Annotated in this window: 12 protein-coding genes; 10 read left to right on the top strand and 2 right to left on the bottom strand. The window is 44.4% G+C overall.

What is annotated here, in order from left to right; all coding sequences use genetic code 11:
• Positions 1-287: 287 nt before the first annotated feature.
• The 4 genes from J8L84_RS14530 to J8L84_RS14515 all read left to right on the top strand — a co-directional run bounded on the left by J8L84_RS14530 (position 288) and on the right by J8L84_RS14515 (position 2,083).
• Positions 288-455, top strand: coding sequence for a hypothetical protein (locus tag J8L84_RS14530; protein WP_172602882.1), 168 nt, complete (start codon positions 288-290; stop codon positions 453-455).
• Positions 456-583: 128 nt separating this feature from the next.
• Positions 584-1,420, top strand: a complete 837-nt coding sequence (locus tag J8L84_RS14525; protein WP_211071316.1) for a LysR family transcriptional regulator — start codon at positions 584-586, stop codon at positions 1,418-1,420.
• A gap of 16 nt (positions 1,421-1,436) precedes the next feature.
• Positions 1,437-1,787, top strand: coding sequence for a DUF2750 domain-containing protein (locus tag J8L84_RS14520; RefSeq protein WP_057791259.1), 351 nt, complete (start codon positions 1,437-1,439; stop codon positions 1,785-1,787).
• 65 nt (positions 1,788-1,852) lie between these two features.
• Positions 1,853-2,083, top strand: coding sequence for a DUF2789 domain-containing protein (locus J8L84_RS14515; protein WP_211071315.1), 231 nt, complete (start codon positions 1,853-1,855; stop codon positions 2,081-2,083).
• Here the strand turns inward: J8L84_RS14515 and J8L84_RS14510 are convergent.
• Complete coding sequence (locus J8L84_RS14510; protein ID WP_211071314.1) at positions 2,080-2,733, bottom strand: DUF480 domain-containing protein; 654 nt, start codon at positions 2,731-2,733, stop codon at positions 2,080-2,082. The two genes, J8L84_RS14515 and J8L84_RS14510, sit on opposite strands and share 4 nt — an antisense overlap.
• 103 nt (positions 2,734-2,836) lie before the next feature.
• On the opposite strand from J8L84_RS14510, the gene J8L84_RS14505 reads away from it, so the two are divergent.
• The 3 genes from J8L84_RS14505 to J8L84_RS14495 all read left to right on the top strand — a co-directional run bounded on the left by J8L84_RS14505 (position 2,837) and on the right by J8L84_RS14495 (position 10,448).
• Entirely contained in the window at positions 2,837-4,207 is a 1,371-nt protein-coding gene (locus tag J8L84_RS14505) for a ribonuclease J (protein WP_211071313.1), read from the top strand.
• 112 nt (positions 4,208-4,319) lie between these two features.
• Positions 4,320-8,501, top strand: coding sequence for an EAL domain-containing protein (locus J8L84_RS14500; protein ID WP_211071312.1), 4,182 nt, complete (start codon positions 4,320-4,322; stop codon positions 8,499-8,501).
• Positions 8,502-8,768: 267 nt separating this feature from the next.
• A complete protein-coding gene (locus tag J8L84_RS14495; RefSeq protein WP_211071311.1) occupies positions 8,769-10,448 on the top strand; it encodes an AMP-binding protein in 1,680 nt (559 codons plus the stop codon).
• Positions 10,449-10,554: 106 nt separating this feature from the next.
• On the opposite strand, the gene J8L84_RS14490 is transcribed toward J8L84_RS14495, so the two are convergent.
• On the bottom strand, positions 10,555-11,208 hold the full coding sequence (locus tag J8L84_RS14490; RefSeq protein WP_211071310.1) for a dUTP diphosphatase: 654 nt from the start codon (positions 11,206-11,208) through the stop codon (positions 10,555-10,557).
• 572 nt (positions 11,209-11,780) lie between these two features.
• Between J8L84_RS14490 and recC the strand changes: the two genes are divergently transcribed.
• The 3 genes from recC to recD are packed head-to-tail and all read left to right on the top strand — an operon-like array spanning position 11,781 to position 21,522.
• Complete coding sequence (gene recC / locus J8L84_RS14485; protein ID WP_211071309.1) at positions 11,781-15,335, top strand: exodeoxyribonuclease V subunit gamma; 3,555 nt, start codon at positions 11,781-11,783, stop codon at positions 15,333-15,335.
• Positions 15,332-19,465 carry an exodeoxyribonuclease V subunit beta gene (gene recB / locus J8L84_RS14480; RefSeq protein WP_211071308.1) on the top strand — a complete coding sequence of 1,378 codons (4,134 nt, stop codon included), beginning with the start codon at positions 15,332-15,334 and terminating at the stop codon, positions 19,463-19,465. Before recC ends, recB begins: the two co-directional genes overlap by 4 nt.
• On the top strand, positions 19,462-21,522 hold the full coding sequence (gene recD, locus J8L84_RS14475) for an exodeoxyribonuclease V subunit alpha (RefSeq protein WP_211071307.1): 2,061 nt from the start codon (positions 19,462-19,464) through the stop codon (positions 21,520-21,522). Before recB ends, recD begins: the two co-directional genes overlap by 4 nt.
• Positions 21,523-21,619 lie beyond the last annotated feature (97 nt).

Raw genomic sequence — 21,619 nt, 5'->3', positions numbered from 1 at the left:
GAAAATATAACGCGCAAAAATGTACAAATTTATAGGGTGTGAAAAGCGTGGTTTTGCAAATATCGCTTCTTTTTAATCCCTTTAAGTGATTGATAATTAATTGGTTTTATGGTTTTCGAGATGTGACAATGAAAAAGCGCTCAGGTCTAGGAGGATTGAGGCAACGAAGCGAATTACATGACCCAAACCCACTACAAAAAATTATTGTCGCAACGATGATAAAAATTCGTTTTCTATTTTTGGTGCCAAGATAATAATGACGAAGTGGCAATAACCTAGAGATAGACATGAGTAAAGACTATCGTTACCAAAGTGAAGAATTGGACTCGGTAGAAGAGGAAGACTTTCACACCAAGAAGGTGGGCACTAAGCGCCACCAAAGCGTAAAGAATAAACAGAATCGTGACTTACAACGTCGAGAAAAACAGCGCCGTTTAATGCACGAAGGCAGTTAATACGCTTCTTAGTTGAAAATAAATACAACGCACTGCTTTAATAGCAGTGCGTTGCTGTGCTTTTGTGTTTACATGCCGTATTATCTGTGACAGTTTACAATCACTTATTTATCGGTTTTGTAAGAAGCATGGATATACGCTTTCTCACCACATTTATTGAAGTTGCAAAAACCCGACATTTTGGCAAAGCAGCTGAAAATCTTTATCTAACGCAATCTGCGGTAAGTGCGCGGATCAAGTTGCTAGAAGAATACTTTCATACCACGCTTTTCATACGCCAGCGCAATAGTATTCAGCTAACCCAATCGGGTGAGAAGCTGTTGCCGTATGCACGCCAGCTTTGCAGTACACTAAATGAAGCCAAGCAAGAACTGCAAATTCAGTCTTCTGAATATGTGGTGTGCGGGGCAACGCAGGTAGCCAGTGAATTAATGTTGCCTACCACTTTAAGTCACCTTCACAACACATTTCCTGATTGGTCTGTTAAAGCAGAAGTACTTTCTCTCGATGGTTTGTCCCGTCAATTGCACGAGCGTGTAACCGATTTGGCTTTTTCAACCGAACCGCTAAAGTCAGAAGAAGTTAAAAGTGAAGTGTTATTAGAGAACCAGTTAGGGTTATACCGAATTGGTGAAGGCAGTGATGTAGTAGACGCGGCAGAGTTTGTGGCCATTGATTGGGGCAGCAAAGCCAGAGATTTATTGCTTACGTTATACCCTCAACTTCGTGATGCTAAATTACGTACGAACTCGCTTAACTTAGCCCTTAATAACCTACAATATGAAGGTGGCGTTGCTGTACTTCCTGAAGGTGCTGTAAATCAACTTGATCCAACTATCACTATTTCACTAATACAGCCTTTAGAAGGTATAACCATGAAAGTTTATCTTCACACCATGAAACAAGTCAGGCGTGTAGGGCTAGAAGCCTTAATTACCAGCGTATCGACCATACACCCTGCCTAATAGCAAAGAGAAAATTATGACAACTCAACACCCATTATTACAAATGAACGCGTTCGAACGCCTAGAAGCTAGCGTTGAATTAATTAAAACCTCGGGCAAACTTTTCATTCTTAAAGATGAACATGGTTGCGTGATGTTAACGACAGATGATGAAGATGGCATTCCAGTATGGCCGGAATCATCTCTAGCTTTGCTATGGGCAACTGAAGATTGGTCAGACTGTGAAGCAATGGAAATTTCTACCAAAGACTTTCTTACCAAATGGGTGGGCGGCATGACGCAAGATAACCTTACGGTTATGGTTTGTCCGGTACCAGGAGAGGAGGGTGAAGTGATGGAACCAGAGGAATTTGCACAGCAAATTTAATGATCCCATCATTTGATTTTAGCGTTTCAATATTAACGGATTATTATGATTGAAGAGGAGCTACCATGTTTACTGAACAACCGACTATGAACAGTTTGTTTGAACAGTTAGGGCTAGATAGTAGCGATGAAGCGATAGACAGTTTTATTGAAACGCACAAAGGATTAAATAAGAGCCAACATATTTTCGAAGCGCCGTTTTGGTCTGAAAGCCAAGCGGCTTTCTTGAAAACGGCTATTGAAGATGACGCTGATTGGGCTGAAATTATCGACCAACTCAACGTACGTTTGCATTAGTCGCCTGACGATAAATCATTAATTCTTGATTCTAAATCGGCAAGGGTGGCTTTTACTTCTAGTAAAGCCGCCTTTAGTGTTTCAACGGTATCAGCACTTTCGCTTGTGCTTTCACTTTCGCCATTATTGTTATTCGCATTTGGCTGACAAAATGTATGGTTGTAGCGTATCTCTCTTTTACCCGACTCTCTTGGTAGTGAGTAAATAAGTGCATCTGGCTGGTAAGCAAGTAAGCTGCTGATGGTTGCTTCTACATCGCTGATATCAGCAAATTGCGCTAAACGCTGGCATCGGCCTCGCAATTCACCGGGTGTTTGAGGGCCGCGCAGTAAGAGTTCAGTAATAATGGCCTGCTGATGATCGCTAAGTTTTATATCTCCAAATTCGGTATTACAAAAACGGTGGGAATATTTGTCTACTCGGCTACCATAGCCTGATGAAGCTTGAACAATTCGTTTACCTTTCAATCCATCAAGTATTTTAATGACTTCGTCTTCGGTTAACTGAGTGACAGGTAATCGGTTACTTTTTTGGTTACATCCATTGGTGAGCGCATTAAGCGATAACGGGTACTGTTCGGGCGTAGTCACCGACTTTTCAAGTAGTACACCAATAACACGTGCTTCCATATCAGATAAAGTCGTGGTCATGATAAATATTCGGTCTTTAAGTATTTACGTATGAAAGTATAGTAACAACTCTCATGGAAGTTTTATATTCTAACCTGAAAGCAGTTAAAGGAGTGGTTAAGGTTTGATAACGCCGAAAAAAGAGGAGCTTTGGTTTTTGCCGTTAGGGGGAACTGGGGAAATAGGCATGAACCTGAACCTGTATGGGCATGATGGCAAGTGGTTGATGGTAGATTGTGGCGTGTCGTTCGATGAACCGCTTATACCTCCTTATCGCTATACTGGCACAACCAAGCAAACCCATCACAGGGTGGTGGCGCCAGATCCCACCTTCATTGCGGCGCAAAAGGAAAATATTGCCGGCATTGTTATCACCCATGCGCATGAAGACCATGTAGGCGCATTGCCGTATTTATGGGCGCGTTTTCAGTGCCCCATCTATACCACTTCTTTTACTGCCGAAGTATTACGTCGTAAACTTGCGCAAACCAAATTAGTTAATAAAGTACCCATAGTAGAGATAGCCTCTGAGCAAACGCTGACATTAGGACCCTTTGATGTGAGCTGGTTGTCGGTAACCCACTCGCTGCCCGAACCTTATGCGTTAAAAATAGCCACGTCAGCGGGCACGGTTTTACATACTGCCGACTGGAAAATTGATGCGCAGCCAATTACCGGTAAGCCTTTTGACAGTAATACCTATCGCGCACTAGGAGATGAAAACATTCTTGCTATGGTTGGAGATTCTACCAACGCAACAAAACCAGGTTTTTCTATCTCTGAACGCAATTGCTACGACGGTTTGTTAAGCACAGTTAAACCACTGCAGGGCAGGGTCGTTGTGACGTGCTTTGGCAGTAATATCGCGCGATTAATTACCCTTGCTAGGGTGGCCCAAAAAACCGGGCGTTATATTGCTTTGTACGGGCGCTCACTTATCAATATGTACAGCATTGCCCGCCAACAAGGAATTTGGCCTGTAGACTTGCCCGTGGCAGATGCGTTTCATTTAGGCTACTTGCCACCAAATGAAGTGCTCGGCGTGGCAACTGGTAGTCAGGGAGAGAAAAATACCGCCCTTTCTCGCATGGCTAATGACAGTCACCCTCATTTGCAGCTAGACAAAGGGGACACTGTTATTTATTCCGCTATTGCCATACCGGGTAACGAAGACAGTATTAAGCGAGTAAACAGTGTGCTTAGTGCTAGAGGCGTTAAGGTTATAATGAGCGAAGATAGCCAACTGCCCATTCATGCAAGCGGACACCCATGCGCCGAAGAACTCAAACTCATGTATCACTGGGTAAAACCTCAAATTGCTATTCCTGTGCATGGCGAAGAGGTGCACCTTAAAGCTCACGCCATGATTGCTAAAGAATGTGGTGTAAAAAAACACTATGTGGGGCAAAACGGTGACTTGTATCGGCTAGCGCCTCAACCAAGCATTCGACGGCAAGTTATTAATACTGGGCGAATTCCTGTTCAACAAGTTTAATAAAGTTTAACGCAAGCGCGACTCAGTAACTTAATGGTACTGGCTGCAATTTACTCAAACATTCTGATACACTATAAAAAATAATAATAACGATTCATTCATACGAGTTGTCATGCGCTGGTACCTAATCTCAGTTTTATTTGCTGTTTGTTTCGTTAGCACTGTTAGCTACGCTGAGTCTCCCCGTCTTTCAAATCCAGTATTCCAATCGCTGTCCACTAAAAATGGGCTTCCACAAGATGTTGTGAACGATATTGCGATAGATAAAGATGGCTTTGTATGGATAGCCACTGATGGCGGCGTGGCGCGATGGGACGGCGTAAGAACAAAAATTATAAAGGGTCCCAACGACCTTTTCGTCAATGCTTCAATAAACAAAATTAGCTTAGAAACTGACAAAGCACTGTGGATAAGCACATACGCATCGGGTGTTTACCGCCTTGATTTCAGCACCCAAGCTATCACCAAACAAGTGGCATTACCGTTTTCAACCCAAGAAGATTGGTTTCAGGATGTGAGTCAGTTTTATTGGCAAGATGAAGCTACCTTGTTTATTGCCATGCCTGAACAAGTTGTCCGTTTTGATACTCACACCATGTCTTACGAGACGGTTTTCACACTAAGTGACGAACTCATTGCACAACGGCATTTCATTCGAGATATTATCGTTGTAGACGGCTGGCTATTACTGGCCACCAGTGATGGATTAGATGCGCTCGATTTATCCAACGCTGATGCAAAAACCATTTCCGTTAATTACCTGAGTGGCGTTGAGCCCGATGTTGATAACCTAAACACTAAATTTCTGATGCACGACACGGAAGGTAGGATTTGGGTAGGTACGGTTAATGGGCTATTTCAAACCACGAAAGTTGAATTATTGTCTCATGTGGGTAGCGATAAGCCCTCGGGGTTCCGGCAAATAGTCAGAAGCCGCAATATCTGGACGATGGAACAGCGTGACGACAACGCATTTTGGTTTGGCACCAACGAAGGTCTATTTGAATTACAACTTAGTCAAAACAAGTGGCTAAGTGAACACATCCTTGAGCCTCATAACGGCAGAACCGAGCTCTCTAACAAACGCATTGTTGATATTGAAACCGATTATGCCGGTAATTTATGGTTAAGTTCGGTTTACGCGGGGGCATTGTATTTTGGCGTAAAAAGCGCCGAAATTTATGCTATTCAAAACAACCGAAATGACAAGAGTACCACCCTAAGTGATAGTGTGGTTTGGTCTCTAACCCAAACCGATAAAGACGTGTTATGGATTGGTACCGAAAACGGGTTGAATCGATTCAACCTCAAAGCGCGCACATCGGAACAATTCATTACCTCTGATAGTGAATTTGTGGCCGAAAGAGAATGGCTAATTGAAAAGTTAGTTCCCACAGGCGATGGCAGGTTGTTTGTGCAAACTTACATGGGGATCCGGTTGTTCGACCCCAGTACAGGAAAATTATCCATACCACCATTGCAATCATCGTTTGATAGCGATGTGTTCAATGCGTGGAATTCAAGTATTACTATAGGCGCTGACGGCGACTTATATTTTGTCGGTAATCATTACTACCGCTACAACTTAGAAGCGGAAAAATTAGATATAATCGATTTGGACGAGGATATCTTCGATATTAATTTTTCCATTGGCTTTTTAGGTGCCTCTCCTTATCACGATAACCGTCTGTTTCTCGCCATGGTTGGCGGTCTATGGTTGGTCGACCCCAATACCTTAGAGCATGAGTTGGTATATCGCTTTTCAGAAAAACAACGCGCTAACGAGCGTTCGATAACGTCGTGGGTTATCGATAATACCGGTGTATTGTGGCTAGCTTTTAGTGGTTATGGGTTATTCGGTGTAGATGCCGATACCTTTGAACCGCTTTATAAATTAAACGAAAGTAACTTGCTGCTCTCCAACATCGTTTACGGCTTACAAAAAGACAGTAACGGGGATATTTGGTTTAGTTCGCATTCCGGACTGCACCGATATTCGCCAGCCTCAGCGCAAGTACAAAACTTTATTTACGGCCGAGAATTATCAGTGTCGGAGTTTAATCAAGGGGCATCACTTGAACTTATTGATGGGCGTCTCGCTTACGGCTCAACATCAGGTGTTGTGGTTTTCTCTCCCGCGTTGCTCAAACAAATTGGCAGCAATTCGAACCTCGTTTCCAGACAAACAGCAATTACTGATGTGAGTGTCGATTCACGTGAGCTTATGCTCCCATTAGGCAATCTAAACGGGCAGAATATCAGTTTAGATTATCAAGACTACGGAATGACTATCCATTTTTCATCCTTGTCGATGAATGGAGTAGGTAAAGCCAAGTATCACTACACCTTATTGCGCAACAAACAAGTGGTTAGTGATGGCGTGTCTGAAGACGATAAAATTACCTTAACTAACTTAGAGCCAGGCCGTTATCACTTTACCGTAGGCCCTCTTGCCAGCAGTGTAGAATATACCGTTTTACCCGCCACGTTAACGTTTGATATGCCTTATGTCCCGTGGCGCTCGCCCTTTGCCTATGCAATGTATTTCACCTTGATACTACTGATGATTATTGCGTACGTGGTTTCACGTCAGCGTCATTTACATCGACTCCAAAAAGCGCAGCAGCAAGCGTTACTTTTCAACGATGCGTTTCGCCAAACCCGCGACTGGGTGCTTATTTTTGATAAAAATAAAGTGCCTGTAGCTGCAAACCCCGCATTTGAAAACGTATTTGATTTTAACGCCAAAGAATCGTTAGCAAAGCAGATTGACAGGCTTTTCACTCGTTACCCTACATTGGAATGGCAGCTATCTGGCAAGCTCAGTGATCTCAAAGGGGGAGAGTTCTGGAAGGACGAAGCAATTATTGAGGGCGCTGACACTAAGCAGTACGACGTACTTATAGATATTAGTGCCGTTAAAGGAAGTGAAAAAAGCAACGAAGCTGACCATTATTTGCTAGTAGTATCGGACATTACTGAACAAAAAAATGCGGAACGGAAACTGCTCAAATTAGCTAATTATGATGGTTTAACAGGGTTAGTTAATCGCAGTTTGCTGCTGGACAGATTAGAACATGCCATTGCAGGCGCGCGTCAACAAAACACTCATGTAGCAGTATTGTTTGTTGATCTGGACCGCTTTAAAGGTATTAACGACTCACTTGGCCATGATTATGGCGATAAGCTACTTAAAGTGGTGGCAAATCGGATGCGTAATCTAGCCTCTGATGCAGGTACCGTAGCGCGATTGGGCGGCGACGAGTTTGTGATTGTTATTGAAGATATGGAAACCACCGATGGGCTTACTTCTTTTGTGGCGCAGTTAATCGAGTCGGTTGAAACCCCTATTTCGCTGGCTAACGAAGTGCTTCGGGTATCATGCAGTGTGGGTATTGCCTTTTACCCCGACGATGCCACAGAGCCCGCCGAGCTTATCAAACAAGCCGACGTGGCCATGTATTCTGCAAAGAAAGACACCCTGAGTGGTTTCACATACTTCACAAAAGACATGAACGACAGAGCGAAACATAGGCTCATTACAGAAAACTTGATAAAGCGGGCTTATTCAGAAAAAAGTTTCTTTAATCACTATCAGCCCATTATTAATACTCACGACAAAACCACCATCGGGGTTGAGTTGTTATTGCGTGGTGAGCTAGATGGTAACCCTATTTACCCAGACGTATTTATTCCCGTTCTAGAAGAGCTAAGGTATATCATTGAGGTGACTCGGGCTGCCATGCGTAGGGCTGCCGAAGATTTAGCTATTTGGTATGAAGAAGGCTTTAGAGGGTTTGTCTCAATCAATTTATCTGCCCTTCATTTTAAAACCGAGTTTGATTTAGACGGTGTTTTTTCCTTATTAGAAGAATTCAATCTGCCAAAAGAAGCGTTTCGTTTTGAAATCACGGAAGGTGTATTGATGGATGATAGCGACAATGCACTGCGTCAAATCGAGCGCTTCGTTGATGCAGGATTCATTTTAGCATTAGATGATTTTGGCACTGGGTACTCTTCACTAAGTTATCTTAAGCGTTACCCGCTATCGGTACTTAAAATTGATAAAAGCTTCGTTAACGATATGGCACCAGGCAATGCTAACGATGCTTTGGTAACGACCACGATAACCCTTGCTAGCAGCTTAAATATGTTGAGTGTTGCTGAGGGCGTAGAAACCGAAGAGCAGGCGTTGAGCTTGTCTGAAAAAGGATGTGTATTACATCAAGGCTACTTTTACGCTAAACCTATGCCAAACGGTGAACTTTCCTCCTATCTGTTTAAGCAATGGTGAATGAAGCGTACTAATTTAAGTGCGCCGTTATCTTCTAAAATGGTGGACTAATAGGTATTTGCTTAAAATTAACGCGTATTAGATCATCATAGAAGTTAAGTCTAAACTATAAGAAATCTAAATTGCAGGCGCTACGCCACGTCATTCATCGCATGAAATGTAAACGTCCGTTTAAAAAGCTTGTTATTCATCTGAAAATAAGGCTTATTAGAGATCTGTGAAATGATTGTAAAAATAAGCTACATTATAACAACATATGAGTGACCTATGCCGCTAGACATGACAGCAAACGCAAACAGCACTGAAGTGATTAAATCGCCATTAAGTATGTTGTACCACTGGGAGCAAACCAGTGGGGACGACGTTTTCCTTACTCAGCCTGTTAATGGTGAATATCAAGATTATACGTGGAAGCAAGTGGGTAACCTTGCTCGCCGCGTAGCGAAACGACTTGAAGAAATGGCATTGCCTGCAGGCAGCCGTATCGGTATTTTCTCGAAAAACTGCGCCGAATGGTTTATTGCCGATTTAGGTATAATGATGGCAGGGCACATCTCAGTGCCGATTTTCTCTACTGCCGGACCTGACACGGTACAATACGTTCTCAAACACGCAGACGTTCAATTATTATTCGTAGGTAAGTTAGACAATACTGCAGAGCAAGTAGCGTCAATTCCAGCTGAATATAATACGGTTGCCTTTCCATATCCGAATATTGATACCAAACAGCAATGGAAAGAGTTTATCGATTGTTCGCCCATAGACGATTCGCCTGTTCAAGATATGAACAGCATCATGACAATTATTTATACGTCGGGTAGTACTGGGCAACCGAAAGGGGTAGTACATAGTTACTACACTATTTGTTGGGCCGCACAGCAATCGTTAGAGCAACTTAGCGTTGACAGTAGCGACAGGATTTTAAGCTATCTTCCTCTCGCGCATATTACCGAGCGCGTTCTCGTTGAACTAGCAAGCTATTACAGTGGCGGCAAAATTCACTTTGTCGAAACGCTATCGTCGTTCCAACGTGATGTGCTTCATTGTGAGCCTACTCTGTTTATTTCTGTGCCTCGTCTTTGGACTAAGTTCCAGATGGGCGTACTGGCTAAAATGCCACAGAAGAAACTCGATACTTTACTGAAAATTCCTATTATCAATAAGTTGGTGGCGAAGAAAGTACGTAAAGGTATTGGTATCGACAGCGCACGTCTATGGGCCAGTGGTTCAGCGCCGTTAGCACCTGCTGTTATTGAGTGGTTTGCTAAAATTGGTGTTTATATCTCAGAAGGTTGGGGTATGACGGAAAACAGTGCCTACGGTACGAGTAGCGTGCCTTTCCGCCACGACAAAATTGGTTGTATCGGTAAAGCTTATCAGGGCGTAGATGTTCGCATTTCAGAAGAAGGCGAGATTCAAGTTAAAGCGCCATGTAACATGCTGGAATACTATCTTGAGCCAGATAAAACAGCAGAAGTTTTCACTGAAGATAAGTACCTTCGCACGGGCGATAAAGGTGTTATTGATGCAGACGGTTACGTTAAGATCACCGGCCGATTGAAAGATATTTTCAAAACAGCTAAGGGTAAATACGTCGCACCAGCGCCTATTGAAGCTAAATTCATGGAAAACCCAATCGTAGAACAGGTTTGTGTAACGGGGAATAATCTTCCTCAACCTGTGGCTTTGTTGGTGCTAAGTGAAGATGCGCAAAAGCATGATAAGCCCAGTGTTGAAGCTAGTCTTAAAAAGACTTTCGAACATATCAATGCGAAGCTGGAAAGCCACCAAGTGATGGATCGTGTGGTTATCATGAAAAATGAGTGGAGTATTGAGAACGACTTGCTTACGCCAACGCTTAAAGTGAAACGCCATGTGCTTGAAGAGCGTTTTGACGGTGTAATTCAAGGTGAATACAAAGAAAAATTAGTATGGGTAGATGCTTAACTCAATAAGTTAGTAGCGTAAATAATGATAAAGCCGAGCATATTATTATGCTCGGCTTTTTTGTAAGTGCAGCTAGGTAAAAGCGAATAGCCCAATGTCAGTTAAATTAGGCTGTGTATCTTGCCTGAAGCCCTTTATACACGTTGTCACTGAAACTAGCGTCTGATAGGTTTAAGTCATTCATGACTTCAACCAAATGTTCGTTATCTTCACGTCCTTGCCATTCTTTTTTGTAGGTGCCTTCTTTATAACCGTTATCTTGACGGAAAAAGTTTAGAACGTTTTTGCCCACGTATTGACGATAAAGTTCGTCGGCATGCATATCGCACTGCTCAACAATTTCCATGAAAAGCGGCACACTAAAACGTTTAGCGGCACAAAGCCCTGTCATCAATTCTAAGTTGTCTAACAGCGATTGCTGTTTTGGTTGGTAGTCTCTACCGTCGAAAGTAACGGTTACATCACCTAAAGCTAATTGTGCGGCAATGCTTTCAGCAGCAGTACTGACTTCACCTTCAGAATCGATGATGCACGCAGATAGCGCGAAGTGCCAAATATCGACCAATTCCATTTGCAGTTGTGGCAAATCTTTTTGCTGTGCTTTCCACCATTTCCAGCCGTGGTGTTCAATCGCTTCAACAGATTCCACCATAGCGGCTCGCAAATAACCGTAGCCTGCATTAATCCAATCGGGATTAACTTTTGTGTTCATTTTGTCTTGTAGTGCGAGCATGGTGGCAAGTTGTTGTTGTGTAAGCATTATTATTCCTAAAACGATGTCTTTATCAAATTAAGCGTTACGTTGCGGTAAGCCTAATTTCTAATTGAGGAAATTGTACTGCAATGCGAAGAGTCAGTGAATGTTTATTGATGACTTATTTAAGGTAATGCTGTTGCAGGTTTAGTCCGAAACACGGGCTGAATTCATGGTGCATAAATGGTGCACCTGCACCATTAGTAACCTAAGGAAAGACTTATATAAAACACAGGTTTAATTAAGTTGTTGATTTTATTTGAATTAAAAGTTGGCACTTAACCTGCAAAATCATTTTTGTTAACTGTGTTATGCAGTAGCGCTAACGTGAATGAGCGCCAGGCAACGCTTATTCACGTTGCTACTGGGTAACCCGTAAACCTTACCCATACAGGTTTTTCGTGTCCTGAGGCCTGTATGGGTTTTTTTCTTTTTATTGTCTCTTCCTAGTAGTCATCAACTAAACGCTTTCCTTTAATAATATCGCTTAAATCTGTTTAAATTCAGCTTACCTCTTCATTGAATTACGATACACTCAATATCATAACGCCCGCTGAATACGACAAAGGATTTTCCGATTGCTCGCGCTTTATCCATCGAACAAACTTGAACACCTCAGCTTCCTTCTTACTACGCTAATCAAGCATCAACCTAATGGCGTTTTTACCCCTGAAACCATACTGGTAGAAAGCCCAGGCATGCAGCATTGGGTAAGTATGCAACTTGCTAAAGAGCAAGGCGTGGCGATGAACCTTGATTTTCCTTTACCGGTTCGCTTTATGTGGAACACGGCAAGGTTAGTGTTGGGTAAAGATAAAGTACCTAAGCAGTCGCCTTACCGACGAGAAGTGCTTGCATGGCGCATTGATGCACTTTTACAGGAACCATCTCTACAATCTACAACAGCGTTTGAGCAGGTTAATAAATACTGGTTACAAGCGGGAAGTGAGCAAGAGCAGGGCGTACAGCGATTGCAATTGGCAACCGCATTAGCCGATGTATTCGAGCAGTACTTATTATATCGCCCAGATTGGTTGTTTGCGTGGGAAGAAAACCAGCGCAAAACGAATGATGAGTCTGAAATTTGGCAAAGTGAAATATGGCGTCATCTAGCCAAGCAAGAACCTTTGCACCCCGCAAGGCTGCACCAACTTACCCTTACCGCGTTAAATAACGACGGTCATCTTGAAAGCGGCGTTAGCGAATTACCCAACCGTATTGTGGTGTTTGCTATTAACACCATGGCGCCGCAGTTGATTGCCTTTTTCGATGCGCTAGCGGCGCACATCGATATTCATATTTTTCATTTGAACCCCAGTGTTAATTACTGGGGCGATGCGAAAAGCGATAGCGAACTCGCAAGGCAGCTACGCATGGACGGGCTAGAGAAATGGATGCAGACGGATCAAAGTAACCCGTTATTAGGTAATTTGGGCCAGCAGGGCAGAGAGCTTTTTAATTTGCTCACCGATTTAGATACGTTTGAAGTCAGTGCCTTCGATGCCCCCATTCCAGCTGATAGTGAAAGCGGTGAAATCTTATTACTGAACCAAATTCATAACGATATATTGGAAGCGTTACCGGCAACGCCTTTCGCAAGTATAAAAAGCACAGAAGCAGACGCCTGTGAAAACACTGATGACAGTGTCACCATTATGTGTACCCATTCAGCGCTACGTGAAGTACAGGTGCTGCACGATCATTTACTGCACTGGTTATCGCAAGACACTTCACGAACGCCATCTGATGTGCTGGTGATGTGCCCCGCGATAGAAAACTACGCCCCATTTGTAGACACGGTATTTCATCGTGTGGGAACCAAACCGCTAGGGGGCAATGGACCAGTGCGCTTGCCATGTTCTATTGCCGATAGAAGCCCAATGGATGCAGAGCCTCTTATTGCTGCTTACATGACACTCCTTCATTTGCCAGATAGCCGTTTTGGTGTATCAGATATTGTCGATTACTTGCAACTAGATGCGGTACAAAAGCGCTTTAGTATTGCGCAAGATGATATTGACCAAATGACAGTATGGCTTAAGCAAGCTCATATTCACTGGGGGTTAGACGGCAGCCACAAAGCCAATGTATCGGCAGGGGCCACCCATGAAAACACTTACAGCTGGTGGTGGGGAATTAGGCGTTTATTGTTAGGTATGTTAGCGCCTGATAGCGAAGGTATTATCGATGACATGCTGACCATTCCCGATGTGGAGGGGCAGTCGACGGTAACTCTAGGTAAGCTTATCCATGTTATCGAGCTGCTTGGCAGATTTGCTACTGAGCTTAATACCCCGCGAAGCCCGAATGCGTGGGGTGCCGATTTATTAGCACTGCGTGATACCTGCTTTACCCCAACCAAAGAGCAAGAGCACAGCTGGGATCTTATTGCTAAGGTAGCCGCTGATTTGGCTGCTCGATGTGAAGAAGCAGGTTATACCTACGATTTAAGTTTACGTCAGGTGAGGGAATTACTGCTAAGTCGTTTCTCGTCTCCCGATGCAGGTAACCACTTTATGACGGGGCAAGTCACGGTGTGTTCTATGCTGCCTATGCGTAGTATCCCGTTTAAAAAAGTGTGCATATTAGGGCTTAACGATAGCGAGTTTCCTCGTAAGTCTACACCGTTAGGCCTCGATTTAATGGCGGGGCCTGATAGAAGAGTAGGCGACCGTTCCCGTCGTTTAGAAGACCGTTATCTGTTTTTAGAAGCGATTATTTCGGCCAGAGAAAGCCTGTATTTAAGCTACCAAGGTAACGATGTAAAAAATAACAGTGAGCGTCAGCCTAGCTTAGTATTGGGCGAATTTCTGGATATGTTAGATACGGGCTATCAGGTAAATATTGGCCATTATTTAAAACATGCGCCATTGCACCCGTTCAGTGAAAGTGCGTTTACCGGCACACTTCCTAGCTATGAAACGGGCTGGTTGCGCTTAGCCCAATCACTACGTGATGCTGTTTCGACTGCCGCCGAAACCGAAAGCCCTGAAATAGAAAGCCCTGAAATAGAAAGTTCACTCACGCCTTTGGCGGTAGACAGCACTCCTGAAAATACCAGCTTTCAGTGTATGCAGGTGGCACGCGCGTTTCGCGATCCACTAGCGTTCTTTTCGCAGCAGCGATTAGGGGTAAACTTATCCCAGTCATTCACCTTGTTAGACAATAGCGAACCTTTTGAAACAAATGCGCTAGTGCGATACCAAGTACTCGATGCTATGTTTTCTTCCAGTGCTTCATTTGATGATGCGAATGCGGCAACCCTTCAGCACAGCGATAGAGTAGTGCAATTCGCCGCGCTTCGTGGTGATATTCCCAATAACCCTGTGGCTCAAGAGGAGCTAGAGCTGTGGAAGGAAAGCGCGGTAGCCCTTACCCAAGCGATGGGCCCCCATGACGCCGAACCTAAACGATCGCAATTTGCAGGCAACCACTTTACCTTTACTGCCAGTGCGCTTGAAGGCGGAAACAGCCTAATGCAGCCGTGCGCAGGTAAGGTGAATGATATAAGAGCCTTAGGGTACTTTATGACCCAGCTGGTGTTTAGCGCAAGCGATGAAGTAACACCCCACACTCAATACCCGCTAGATATCTTTTACTGCGATTGGGTAAAAGGTGAAACCAAGTTAATGAAGCGCACGTTTCCAGCAGTGGACAAAAACACTGCCCGCCAAATTTTGTTAAGTATTGAATCATTATTCGTTGGCATATTAAGCGCCCCAACGCCCGTGTATAGCTCATTAATGAGTTCTGTTGTAAGTGGTACTAAGAAATCACCTGGCACCCTTTTGGCAAACAAAGTCACCTTACCCACATTTCTTGCTAGCCTTGAGGCCCACGGTATACAAGGTATAGAAGATATTGGTGAACAAGGTAGTGTTGATACCGAAAACACAGAGGAACTCAGCAAGTCGCTCATACCTGATATACGCGCATTTTTTGCCAGTGATGATGCCCAGCGCATACTTAAAAATTGGCTACAGTCATCGGGGCAATTTACCGCTGATATCGCGAGTAACCCTTATGTTAAATGGTTATTTCCTGATGGCGTGAGTTGGGAAGATGTGCCAGCCACACACGCATTTTTAGTGTTTGCTTTGGTCGTCAACATTTCATCAGAGGAGCAGTTATGAGCTTTTCTAACCGTGAAGCATCCACAAGTGCTTTGTCTACAAGAGCCTCGTCCACAAAAGAAGCCCAATTGCTAAACGTGCCAGCCATGCCATTAAAAGGACGGCATTTAATTGAAGCCAGTGCGGGCACGGGTAAAACCTATAACATCACTCGTTTATACTTACGCTTATTGTTAGAGAAAAAACTTAACGTAAAAGAGATTTTGGTGATGACCTTCACCAAAGCGGCCACCGAAGAAATTAAAGGCCGTGTGGCCAAAACGCTACGAGAAGCCTCCGCGTTTTGGGAAGCGTGTTTGGAAGTCGATGACTCTGATACAAGTGTTAGCAGTACAACTGATGAGAATGACAATAGCGCTCTCGGTTTAAATGAAAACACTGACTTAGCTGCGCTATTAAACAGTACCGATCCTGTTTATGCCCATTTATATCGGGCCTGTTCACCTAAAGACAGTTTGGCTCTGCTAAAAGCCGCGCAACTTGAACTCGATGATGCATCTGTCTTTACTATTCATGGCTTTTGCCAGCATGTGATTGGGCAATTAGCGTTTAACAGTGGTTTTGCAATGGCGCTGAACTTAAGTAAAGACACTAGCGACCTTTATTTGCAAGCGGCGCAAGATTGGATAAGAAAAGTCTCGCAGAATGAAGCCGACTTCATGTTGTTGGCTGAACAAGGCTGGCATGTGCCAGACAGCCTATTAAATGAATTTTCTTCAAGTGTAAGAAGCGCGCTTACACCGGTTTTGTTAGATGAAGAAACCATAGAGAAGGCTTTTACCGCTAGCCTGCACGAAAACGAGAGTACTGCGCCCGCACAGTTTACGTTCCATTTTAATAATATTGTGGATAACGAAACGCTTATACATGAGCAATTACTTAAAAAGCCTGATCATAAGGCCGTGCGCACGCCTGAACTCGCTGCACTCAAGTCTTGGCTTGAAAGCGCTGAATATGAGCCGTTACCGCCAGAGGGCGCCGCGTTTCTTGATGGCCGCCGGTTTGGACGAAACAAGTCTGGGGTAAAAGAAATTCTTGCGCCGATTAAAGGCTTTGCCGATGCCATATTAGCGGCATGCAAAGAAAAGCAAGATAACCTCGATAAAATTCCTGTTTTTACTCTGGTTAACGATGCTATTAGTTTTATTAAAGCCAATGTGGCGGCGCAAAAGCAGCAACTTGGGGTTATCGATTTTGACGACCTTATTCGTATGCTCGCCGATGAAGTGGTTAAGCCTAATAACAGCTTAGTGCCCGAGCTTAGAAAGAAATTCCCCGTTGCCTTAATTGATGAATTTCAAGATACCGATGCCAAGCAATACGCTATTTTAGATGCGGTCTACCCCAACGCAGACGCTAGTGTCGTCGATGTGAATGCTCCAGAAGACACGGGCTTCGAACCCGGCTTAGCTTTCGAAAAAGATGCTGGCGTTGAATCAAGAGCAGGCAAGCGAAACAGTGACAACGCGCTACTCATGATTGGCGACCCTAAACAAGCGATTTATCGCTTTAGGGGCGGCGACATTTTTACTTATTTAAAAGCAGGGCAGCAGGCGGATTATCGCTGGGTAATGAACACCAACTGGCGTTCGGTGGCCGGCATGGTGAAGGCCTATAACCGGTTGTTTTACGGCGCGCCGGTTCCGCAAACGCCTGTGCTACAAGAGCCCGACCTACAAGAACCAAGCTCGCATGCGTCAGTTCCAAAAGAGTCTAGCGCTAGAAATGTGTTTGGCTTTAATATTCAATATAATCCGGTGGAATTTACACCCAAAGCCGCGGCAGCAACGCACCCACTTCACGATCCTAATGCTGAGCGTGATGCAATGAATTACGTGAGTTTTAGTTTAGATGAAAAAAGTGATGCGAATACGCTGCGTCGTGGGTTAGCGCAGTGGATAGCGCAAGAGATTTACCGTTTGTTTAACGAGGTGACTTTTGTAGATGAAAAGGAACCCGCTAGGCCAGTAAAACCTGCCGATATTGCCATATTGGTAAAAAACCGTAATGAAGCCTCGGTAATTAAATATGTATTACAGCAACAGGGGTTAGCCTGCGTTTATTTAAGCGATAGAAGTAATTTATTTGCTACCCCCGAGGCTAAAGATGTACTGCGATTACTCAATGGCGTGTGGCACAATACTGATACTAGCAAGGTGGCCTCTAGTTTGGCTTCACCTTTATGGGGATACACTCCGCAAACCCTCGTTAACTTGTTGTATCACGAAGACGATGCGCTATGGGATGAGGCTTACGACAAGGTCACCTCACTACGTGATATGTGGCTGCAAAAAGGCTGTATGAGCGTATTGCTGCACCTGATGCAAGAGAATTACACGCCATATGGTTCTGAAGTAGAGCGTGCGCTTACTAATTACCAGCATCTAGCGGAAACCTTAGAAAAAGCGGGGGCAACGCATCAGCGCCCAGAGCAGTTACTTGATTGGCTACACAAGCAAATTCATCAGCCTGAAAGCGATGAAGAAATGACCCTTAGGCTTGAAAGTGACAGCCAGTTAATACGCTTGGTGACTCAGCATGGGTCTAAGGGCCTAGAGTATCCCATTGTGTTCGTACCCTTTGCTACAGGTTACCGTGATCCAGCGAAAAGCGGAAAGTCTTACTCGCAAATATTTACTTACTACGATGAACAGAGCCAAGAATTGCAGCTGCAATTGGGCCGCACTAATACGGCAATTGAACGGGTACGCAAAGAGGGCGACGCAGAGGAAATGCGATTAGCCTATGTCGCCGTTACCCGAGCTGCCCATCGATGTTATATGGGCGTATTGCCATTAGACGGGCATGAAAAAAGCGCCTTGGCCCATGCACTTAACATCAATGACGATGAAGGCCGTGATTGGGGCACTATGCTAGACGCCATTGCTAATGAAACCGATGCTCACGCCACTCACATTAGTGCCGATTCGCTAGCGCATGAGTATTCAAGCTTTGACAGCACAGAAGTGGTTGTTCCCTTAAGTACGTTAACTTTTGAAGGGACAAGTAGCGAAGATTGGCGGTTATATTCTTTCTCGGCCATTAGCCGCATGACGGTAATGTCAGCAGGCCAAGCAGCAAAAGAGGTTAGCCAAACAGTACCCAGCATTCCTGTTATGCAAACAATGCGAGACGAGGAGATAACATCAGATGATGGTTTTGCGGTTACCTCGGTTGAGGTTGTTTCTGAGAACCAAATACGCTTTACCTTACAAAAAGGGGCGAGCGCCGGTAATTTACTGCATGACTTACTTGAGCTTAACGATTTTTCAGCGCCCAATTGGAATGAAAATGGGGCTGAACTTGCCGTTAGATTTGGGTTAGAAGCATCGCGTACTGAAGATTTATATACCTGGTTAGACGAAGTACTGGCTACGCCACTGGGTACAAACCAGTCGCCAAGTCATTTAACCCTGTCGGATCTTTCACTGGGGCAAACCCTTCGGGAAGCGGAGTTTTATTTTCCAATGAACGACAGTAAATGGAGTGAACTAAAACACATATTGTTTGAGCATAGAAAGTCTGTGGCAAAGCAGCTTGCATTAGATAACGGTGGCGAATCTGATACCAGTTTATCGATATCAGAGGCTCTTCCAGCAGAGCCTGTTCCGTCTTTAATGATGTCGGCTCTTGAAGGCATGATGCACGGATTTATCGACTTAATATTCACCCATGAAGGTAAGTACTATGTTGCCGATTATAAATCTACGTGGCTGGGCGATAGCGTATCGCACTATATGCCTCAGGCATTAAACGCCAATAATCAGCATCATTTGTACGACTTACAGTATTTAATCTATTGCTTAGCACTGCACAGATACCTTAAAAATGCCATCGTTGACTATACGCCGGAAGCGCATTTTGGAGGCGTGTATTATTTGTATTTACGGGGCATGCACCCAAGCAATACGAACGGGGAGGGCGTCTTTTACACGCCCATAGATTCGGTAACGCTGCAGGCTTTAGATAACTTGTTTTTAGGCCCGGTGATTTCAGAAGACGAGGCTTCATCAGAAGAGCCCTCAGCCCAGAAGCCTTTAAATAACGAAGCTTCAAGCGAAAAGCTTTTAGACGAGCAAGCCTCAAATGGCCCGTCACCCGATGCAGTACAAGGGGAGTTGGACCTATGATAAACAGTAACGAGTATTTAGAACAACTTTTCGGTATTGAAGCAATTGATCGTTTTGTCGCACTGGAATTCGCGCATTGCGAAAGGCTAACTGACGCTGAGCAGGTCATTTGGTTACATTTGCTGGTGACGTTGTCGTTTATGCAGCGCAGCGGCCACAGTTGCTTGTTACTGACTGAAATCGCAGGAACTCGTCTGTTTGTTGAGCTCGAGAGCAATCCAGAGAACGAGCCCGAACTTGAACCCGGCACTGTTATTCAGTCACAAGCAGAACCTGATCCTATAGGATCAAGTACAGATACATCATCTCGCAAATTAGGCTACGCATTTCCGGGCCTGACCGAAATGATCAGTGTGATTAAAAAGGCACTGGGCAGTGAAAAAGGTGACAAGAATAACAAGCTATTCCCGCTATTTGTCTATCAATCAGGCAAATTGTACAGCCGCCGCTACTATAACTTTGAACAAGAGATTGCTGCCAGTATTGCAAATAGAACGCATGTAACAGCGCTAAGCGAAGACGGTCTATCACGGGTTAAGGGGCTATGGCCAGCTATGTTTCCAACTAACACCACTGATGAGCAAGACTGGCAACAAATCGCGGTGGCGAAAAGTTTAGTGCAGCAATTTAGTGTTATTAACGGTGGCCCTGGCACAGGGAAAACCTACACCGTACTCAGGCTGCTATTAGCGCTGCAAGCATGTAACCAGAATGAGCGCGTAGTACTGGCTGCGCCAACCGGAAAAGCGCAGCAGCGCATGACCGAATCTATCGTGAGTAATTTGGAAACCTTAAGGGGTAAAATTGATGACAACCTGTTAAACAGTGTACCTACTGATGCGGTTACGCTTCATAGGTTATTAGGATTACGGGAACACACCATTGCTACGCGCTACAATCAGCAAAGCCCGCTTATGCTCGATGTGCTTATTGTGGATGAAGCGTCCATGGTTGACTTGGCGCTAATGGCTAGAATTATTCGCGCTTTACCGCCTCATGCTCGTTTGTATTTTATTGGTGATGCCGATCAGCTGCCTGCTGTAGAGCTAGGTAACGTACTTGAGCAACTTGTACACGATAGCGATGAAGCAGAATTTGCCGAAACAGGTATACATGACAATAGTCATAGCCTAGGCGCAGTCACTAGTGAGCTACGCCAGCATATCGCAACTCTTTGCCCACATCTGCCTTTGCTGCCCGTGAACGAGAATGCCAAAACCTGGGTACATACCTTGCAAGCGCCTCAGCGATTTAAAGGGCAGGTGGCTGAAGTTGCTAGCGCTATCCAGGCCGGAAAAAGTAAACAGGCGCTTGATGCTATGCATTCAGAGGCTCCCGTAGACAAAAGCCCAAGCGAGAAAAAACACTGGCTACACGATGGTGTATTTATTCAACCTGAAAGCCGGTTTACAACCAGTGCGTTAAAAAAACTGGCACAAGAAAGCTACGAACCCGTGTTTAAAGCGCAAAGCGCCAAAGAAGCGCTTAGTTTGCTCAATCGCGTGCGATGGTTAACCCCAGTTCGAAGAGGCGACATGGGCGTTGAGGGGTTAAATATATTGGTGTTCGATGCAATCAAACACAATATTAAACGCCGAGAAGGTTTTTTCTACCAAGGCCAACCCATTATGATTGTGAAAAACAATCATCCACAGCGCTTATCAAACGGTGAGGTGGGAATTATCTGGCCTGATACTAACGGTAAACTATTGGCTTGGTTTGAAACTCAAGATGGCGGCCTACGTTCAATTTCGTTATCTCGGGTGCCTGCGTTTGAAACGGTATTTGCAATGACAATACATAAATCCCAGGGCTCAGAGTTTAAATACGTGGTGTTGTTACTGCCTAGGCCTGAAAGCGAAAAAGCAGCGGGTTTGTTTCATAGAGGGCTGGTTTATACTGGCCTAACACGGGCGAAAGATGGGTGTTTGGTTATAGCGAACACCACAACATTTAGCGCAATGGTAGAGCGGCGAGATAAGCGTTTTTCAGGTTTGTCAGAGGCAATTAAAATGCGTGTGTTAGAAGATGAAGAACGTGTTACCACTCCCAGTTAAAAGCTCAGACGAAACGCCAGTAGCTAAAACTTAGACGCTAAAAGCTAGACGCTAAAAGCTAAACGCTAGACGCAGGTAGGTTAACGGCTCCTGCTCA

This window comes from Alteromonas sp. MMG017, assembly GCF_018100795.1.
GTDB lineage: Bacteria > Pseudomonadota > Gammaproteobacteria > Enterobacterales > Alteromonadaceae > Alteromonas.
Note: the sequence above shows the minus strand (reverse complement) of the source record. Positions and strands in the feature narration are given on the sequence as shown.

What these genes read in the sequence shown, in the direction of transcription:
- J8L84_RS14525 (WP_211071316.1), top strand. Translation starts at nt 584, where the DNA reads ATGGATATACGCTTTCTCACCACATTTATTGAAGTTGCAAAAACCCGA.
- J8L84_RS14495 (WP_211071311.1), top strand. Translation starts at nt 8,769, where the DNA reads ATGCCGCTAGACATGACAGCAAACGCAAACAGCACTGAAGTGATTAAA.
- recB (WP_211071308.1), top strand. Translation starts at nt 15,332, where the DNA reads ATGAGCTTTTCTAACCGTGAAGCATCCACAAGTGCTTTGTCTACAAGA.
- J8L84_RS14515 (WP_211071315.1), top strand. Translation starts at nt 1,853, where the DNA reads ATGTTTACTGAACAACCGACTATGAACAGTTTGTTTGAACAGTTAGGG.
- J8L84_RS14490 (WP_211071310.1), bottom strand. Translation starts at nt 11,208, where the DNA reads ATGCTTACACAACAACAACTTGCCACCATGCTCGCACTACAAGACAAA.
- J8L84_RS14510 (WP_211071314.1), bottom strand. Translation starts at nt 2,733, where the DNA reads ATGACCACGACTTTATCTGATATGGAAGCACGTGTTATTGGTGTACTA.
- J8L84_RS14530 (WP_172602882.1), top strand. Translation starts at nt 288, where the DNA reads ATGAGTAAAGACTATCGTTACCAAAGTGAAGAATTGGACTCGGTAGAA.
- recD (WP_211071307.1), top strand. Translation starts at nt 19,462, where the DNA reads ATGATAAACAGTAACGAGTATTTAGAACAACTTTTCGGTATTGAAGCA.
- J8L84_RS14500 (WP_211071312.1), top strand. Translation starts at nt 4,320, where the DNA reads ATGCGCTGGTACCTAATCTCAGTTTTATTTGCTGTTTGTTTCGTTAGC.
- J8L84_RS14520 (WP_057791259.1), top strand. Translation starts at nt 1,437, where the DNA reads ATGACAACTCAACACCCATTATTACAAATGAACGCGTTCGAACGCCTA.